This window comes from Pseudomonas sp., assembly GCF_026224925.1.
GTDB lineage: Bacteria > Pseudomonadota > Gammaproteobacteria > Pseudomonadales > Pseudomonadaceae > Aquipseudomonas.
Genome location: NZ_JAMFRV010000513.1, coordinates 1 through 5,185, shown reverse-complemented (window position 1 = coordinate 5,185; position 5,185 = coordinate 1). Strand labels below are relative to the sequence as shown.

Genomic DNA, 5,185 nt, shown 5'->3' with positions numbered 1-5,185 from the left:
GATCATGCGCTGTACATCGATTTCGGCGAGGTGATCGATGCAGCGGTCAATCAGCGCGTCACGGGGCTGGCCAAACGTGTCGCCGAGGCTTGCATCGATGGGGTGACCGGCCTTATTCCCACCTACCGCGCATTGACCGTAGCCTACGACTGCACGCGCATTCGTCAGTCACGACTGCGCGAACATCTCCAGCGCCTGCTGGCCGAGCCTGATGCGGCAGCGGATCCGGTACGCAGTTGGGAGGTGCCGGTAGCTTACGGTGGCGACCACGGTATTGATCTTCTCTGGCTGTCTGACCATCACCAACTTGCCCCTCAAGAGGTCATTCGCCTGCACAGCGCAGTGAGTTATCGTGTCTACATGATCGGTTTCATGCCGGGGTTTGCTTATCTGGGCGGTCTGGACGAGCGACTGCACACCTCGCGTCGCGAATCCCCGCGACTGAAAACTCCAGCGGGCACGGTCAGCATTGGCGGCATGCAAACGGCCGTGGCGTCGGTCGAGGCCCCCAGCGGCTGGAACCTGATTGGCCGAACGCCCGCTCGCAGTTTCGTACCGTCGCGGGAACAGCCGTTTCTGTTTCGCGCCGGTGACGAAATCCGCTTTGCACCCATCAGCAGCGACGAGTTCGACGCGCTCTCGGCACAACCCGATTACCTCCCGCAATGGACCTGGCGCACATGAGCAGCTTTCACGTTTTGAACCCGGGCCTGCTCACCACATTGCAAGATCGTGGTCGCACAGGGTACGAGGACCGAGGCGTACCGCCTTCCGGCGCCCTGGATGAATTGAGTTTCGCGATCGCTAACGCATTGGTCGGCAATCCGGCGGGCACCGGCGCACTTGAATTCACCTTGGTCGGCGGGGAGTTTCTCGTGGGGCAGGGCGGCTGTGTCATTGCGGTCACTGGCGACATGCAAGTGTTCATCGATGATCAGCCGGTCGCGCCCTATCAGTGCCACGTGCTGCGTTCCGGTGCAGTGCTGAAAGTCGGTCGGGCGCTGAGCGGAGCGCGAGGTTATCTCGCCGTTGCCGGCGGGTTTGCAGTCGAGCCGGTGCTGGGCAGCGTCTCGACATTGATGCGCGGAGCACTGGGCGGTTTTGCGGGTCGCGCTATCGCCAAAGGTGACGAGTTACCGCTGGCGGCGCCTTCGCAATACTTGCCATTGGCCGCCCGCGCGCCTGGCCAGCGCTTTCTGCCGCAGCGCGAGCATCAGCCGTTGCGCGTAGTGCTGGGCCCGCAGCAGGACCATTTCAGCCCTGCCGAAATTCAGCGTTTCCTCAGCGAATCCTTTCAGGTGTCAAGCCAAAGCGACCGCATGGGCTACCGCATGACCGGCCCGGTGATCGCTCACCTCAAGGGCTTTAATATTGTCTCGGACGCGATCAGCACCGGCAGCGTGCAAATCCCCGGCAGTGGTAATCCGATCATCGCCATGCACGACCGGCAGACCACCGGCGGCTATCCGAAAATCGCCACGGTGATTCGTGCGGACCTGGCGCGTCTGGGGCAACTCAAGCCGGGCGACTGGCTGAGCTTTGCTGAAGTCTCGGTCGAGGACGCCGAGGACTTGTGGTGTGGACGGCAAGTGCTGCTCAACGCGTACCTCGACGAGCTGCTGATGCGTTATCACCGTCGCAGTTGATGCGGCGGTTGCTTTCCCCCTTGAACCGGCGCCGCAATAAAACTGGAAGCGCGCCGTTCAAGGCAGGGGACAGCCGTTATTTGATGATCGAACGGATCGGCTCTTTCGGCGCTGGGTCATAACCCACCAGGTCCAGCGTCAACTTCGCGTACGTACCGTCGGCATTCATGTCTGCCAACGCTTTGTTGACCGCTTTCACCAGATTGTTTTTGCCCAGCTTGAAGGCAAAACCTTTCTGGATATGGCTGACGTAGTCGTCGGTCATGACGATCGGCAGGTGCACAGTTTTCATCAAGTAAGCCGCGCTGATGGAATCGGTGATCACCGCATCGGTGTTGTGATTGATCAGGTCCTGAATCGCGTCGGATTCTGCCTTGTAGTTTTTCAGCACGCCGCCTTTTTCTTCGGCGATGGCGCTGAAGGTAGTGGAAACCTGCACGCCGACCTTTTTGCCCTTAAGGTCCGCTGCTGATTTGATCGTAGAGTTCGGTGGAGTGACGACGCGCCCACCCGATTCCAACCAGCCATCGGAGAACAGAATCTGCTCTTGGCGTTTGGGCGTGATGTCCATCGCCGCGCTGATCACATCGAACTGATTGGCCGCAAGGCCTACAAGCAGTGCATCCCATTTGATTAACACCGGGGTGTATTCAAGGTTCAAGCGGCGGGCGACCTCCTTCATCACCCGAACTTCCAGGCCATCGAGTTGGCCACTCGCATTGCGCATGCTGAACGGCGGGAAGGTGCCTTCGGTTGCCACCAGCAATTTTCCTGGATGGATCAGTTCCAGAGGCTCATCCGCACTCGCCCAGGTGCCAAACGTCAGCACCGACAATGCCGCGAACATTTGCACGATATTTCTGACTTTCATGGTCACACTCTCTTTGCTGGTTAATGTTGAACGCGGGGTGGCGGGCGCTGCGTCGTCCACACTGGACCAACGCGCAGCGCACTCTTGCCGGGCATGGGCAGGCCGGGGCTTTACTCCATCAAGTCAATCGAATCAATCAGGTTTGTTTTGCGCTGCGTGCACGCTCGCTGGCGAGGAGCGACATGAACTCACTCAGGACGGTGGCCCCCAGCAACGAGGTGATTTGCCCCGGACCTTCATACATCGGGCTGATCTCCGTGACGTCGCAACCCACCAGATTGATGCCATGCATGGCGCGCAACAGTTGCAGGGTTTCGCGGGTGGTGGGGCCGCCAGCTTCGGGTGTCTGCACGCCGGGCGCCGAGGCGGGGTCGACGAAGTCCATGTCGAAGGTGATGAACGTCGGGCGCCCGCCGGTGCGCTCTTTGATGCGCTCGGCCAAGGCTGGAATGCCCATTTCGAACATCTGGTCAGTGGTCACCACTTCGTAGCCCAGATCAATCGACTGACTGATGTCGGTGGTACGAAAAAGCGAGCCGCGCAGGCCGATTTGAATCGAGTGCGCAGGGTCGACCAGGTTCTCTTCCACAGCGCGCCGAAACGGAGTCCCTGCGCTGTACAGCTTGTCGGCGAAATACTTGTCCCATGTGTCGCTGTGGGAGTCGAACTGCACCAACGCCACGGGCCCGTGTTTGGCTGCCACGGCGCGCAACTCACCGAGCGTCACTGAATGGTCGCCGCCGATACCGAATGGCACGACCCCAGCGTTGACCAGTCCAGCCACTGCTTGTTCTATCCGCGCCAGGCATTCCTCTTCGTAGCCGGGCACCACGGCAGCATCCCCGGCATCGGCGATGTTCAGAGCTTCAAAAATGTTGATGTTGTCGCGATAAGGGCTGATAGGGCGCAGCATCACCGACATCGCACGCACCGCATTGGGCGCGAAACGCGCTCCGGTACGAAACGCCGCGCCCGAATCGGACGGTAAGCCGATAACTGCTGCATCCAGGCCTTCAAGCGTGGTCGCCATCGGTAAACGCATGAAAGTCGGTACGCCGCAGAACCGTGGCGTGGAGAGAGAATCAGTGGGTAATACGCTCATGTCATTCTCCAGTTACTCAGCATGTTTCGCGGCCGATGATGCAAAAGGGCATCACCGGCCAATATTGGGTATGGGCTTACGCAGGCAGCACAATCGCTGAGCGTTCGTCGCTGGCCAGTGCGCGCAAAGCCACTGCCACCTCCTCAAGGGCCGAGCCCTGCAGGTCGAGCAACGGCTGGCGTACCGAGCCGCCTTTGAAACCGCGCAGATTCATGATCGCTTTGGTGGTTTGCGGCTGACCGTGCTTGCGCGCCAGTTCGCGCAGCGGGAACCAAAGACGATGCAATTCAATGGCCAGCTTTGCATCACCGGTTTGCAGCGCACGGAACGTCGCCAGAATCAGCTCAGGCAATGCACCGCTGTTGGTTGAACTGATGCCATCGAAACCCGCCATCATTGGGCCGCTAAAAACCAGGTCCGATGCGCAGAACAGGCGGACCTTGTCCCCCAGTTTGTTGGCGATACGGTCGATAACCGTTGGTGTCAAATCGCCCTGTTTCAAACCCACCACGCCCTCGATTTCAGCCAGTTGCTCAATCACCGGCACGGAGAGGGTGATGCCAATGCCCGGTGCGTTGTAGATCAGGATCCCGGTTTTTGACAATGGCGCCATCTGCTGGAAGAAACTGACGATCTGCGCGTCGGTAATCTCGGACACGAAAGGTGGCGTGACCATAGGCAGGCCACCGAGATCGCCGGCGAGCTGCGTCAGTTCACGCACTACACGGCTGTCGGAGCCTGCGGTGCAGAGCATCACCGGTACGCGGTCGCCAACGATCTCCATGACCTTGCGGAACATGTCGGTGCGCTCTTCACAGGTCATGACGGGGAATTCGCCGTAAGTCCCGCCGATCAGCAACCCGTCGTAACCCAGCGCAATGACGCGCTCGATGTTCTCGGCCATGGCGGGGTAATCGAATTCGCCGGTGGCAGTGAAGGGGGTGACGGTGATGTTGAAGATTCCGTGAAGGCGTTCGCGACATTCTTGAAGGGTTTGCATGTGTGTTCCCAGGAGGCTGTTCATCAGAGTGATCCGATATTGTATTATTTGTAATCATATGTACAATAAATTTCTCGAGCAATGGCGACACATTGTTTTTCACGCGGGTATGCAGCAGCGGTGAGCGTCCTTGATAGGATGTGCGCACTTTATTTTTTCGAGGTTCACCTTTCATGGCTTCGTTACCGGGTCAGAACAGCCGCCGTCTGGCTAACCAGATTCTTGATTTCGTCCGCAAGGCGAAATTCGAGCCTGGACATCACCTGCGCGAACAACAAATTGCCGATTTGCTCGGTGTATCACGCACGCCGATCCGCAACGCTTTGAAATTGCTGGTCGAGGAAGGCATCGTCGAAGCCCGGCGTAATCAAGGATTTTTCCTGCTCAAGGCGTTCGATACCCTGCAACGGGTGGCGCTGAGCGTCTCGTCGAGCCTTGAAGAATCGCTGTATGAGCGTCTTGTGAATGATCGGCTGAGCGGTGCGATCACCAATTCCCTGACCCAGACAGAAATCGCGAAGCGCTACGACGTTGACCGGGTCACGCTGATGAAAACGCTAACGCGG

General features: G+C 59.0%; 6 protein-coding genes. 3 read left to right on the top strand and 3 right to left on the bottom strand.

What is annotated here, in order from left to right:
* A partial coding sequence (gene pxpB / locus M0974_RS21790) for a 5-oxoprolinase subunit PxpB (protein ID WP_297841570.1) occupies nucleotides 1–684 on the top strand: 684 nt, incomplete at its 5' end.
* A complete protein-coding gene (locus M0974_RS21785; RefSeq protein WP_297841567.1) occupies nucleotides 681–1,646 on the top strand; it encodes a biotin-dependent carboxyltransferase family protein in 966 nt (321 codons plus the stop codon). The genes pxpB and M0974_RS21785, both read left to right, overlap by 4 nt.
* A gap of 76 nt (nucleotides 1,647–1,722) precedes the next feature.
* Here the strand turns inward: M0974_RS21785 and M0974_RS21780 are convergent, their stop codons facing one another.
* The 3 genes from M0974_RS21780 to M0974_RS21770 form a co-directional block, all read right to left on the bottom strand.
* Nucleotides 1,723–2,517, bottom strand: a complete 795-nt coding sequence (locus M0974_RS21780) for a transporter substrate-binding domain-containing protein (RefSeq protein ID WP_297841564.1) — start codon at nucleotides 2,515–2,517, stop codon at nucleotides 1,723–1,725.
* Nucleotides 2,518–2,653: 136 nt separating this feature from the next.
* Nucleotides 2,654–3,619 carry an agmatinase gene (speB, locus tag M0974_RS21775; protein ID WP_297841562.1) on the bottom strand — a complete coding sequence of 322 codons (966 nt, stop codon included), beginning with the start codon at nucleotides 3,617–3,619 and terminating at the stop codon, nucleotides 2,654–2,656.
* Between the two features lie 76 nt (nucleotides 3,620–3,695).
* Nucleotides 3,696–4,619: a dihydrodipicolinate synthase family protein gene (locus M0974_RS21770; RefSeq protein WP_297841559.1), complete on the bottom strand. Its 924-nt coding sequence runs from the start codon at nucleotides 4,617–4,619 to the stop codon at nucleotides 3,696–3,698.
* Between the two features lie 173 nt (nucleotides 4,620–4,792).
* On the opposite strand from M0974_RS21770, the gene M0974_RS21765 reads away from it, so the two are divergent.
* A partial coding sequence (locus M0974_RS21765; RefSeq protein WP_297841557.1) for a winged helix-turn-helix domain-containing protein occupies nucleotides 4,793–5,185 on the top strand: 393 nt, incomplete at its 3' end.

Bases quoted from the DNA above. Each gene is read 5' to 3' on its own strand.
- M0974_RS21785 (WP_297841567.1), top strand. From the start codon at position 681: ATGAGCAGCTTTCACGTTTTGAACCCGGGCCTGCTCACCACATTGCAA.
- M0974_RS21780 (WP_297841564.1), bottom strand. From the start codon at position 2,517: ATGAAAGTCAGAAATATCGTGCAAATGTTCGCGGCATTGTCGGTGCTG.
- speB (WP_297841562.1), bottom strand. From the start codon at position 3,619: ATGAGCGTATTACCCACTGATTCTCTCTCCACGCCACGGTTCTGCGGC.
- M0974_RS21770 (WP_297841559.1), bottom strand. From the start codon at position 4,619: ATGCAAACCCTTCAAGAATGTCGCGAACGCCTTCACGGAATCTTCAAC.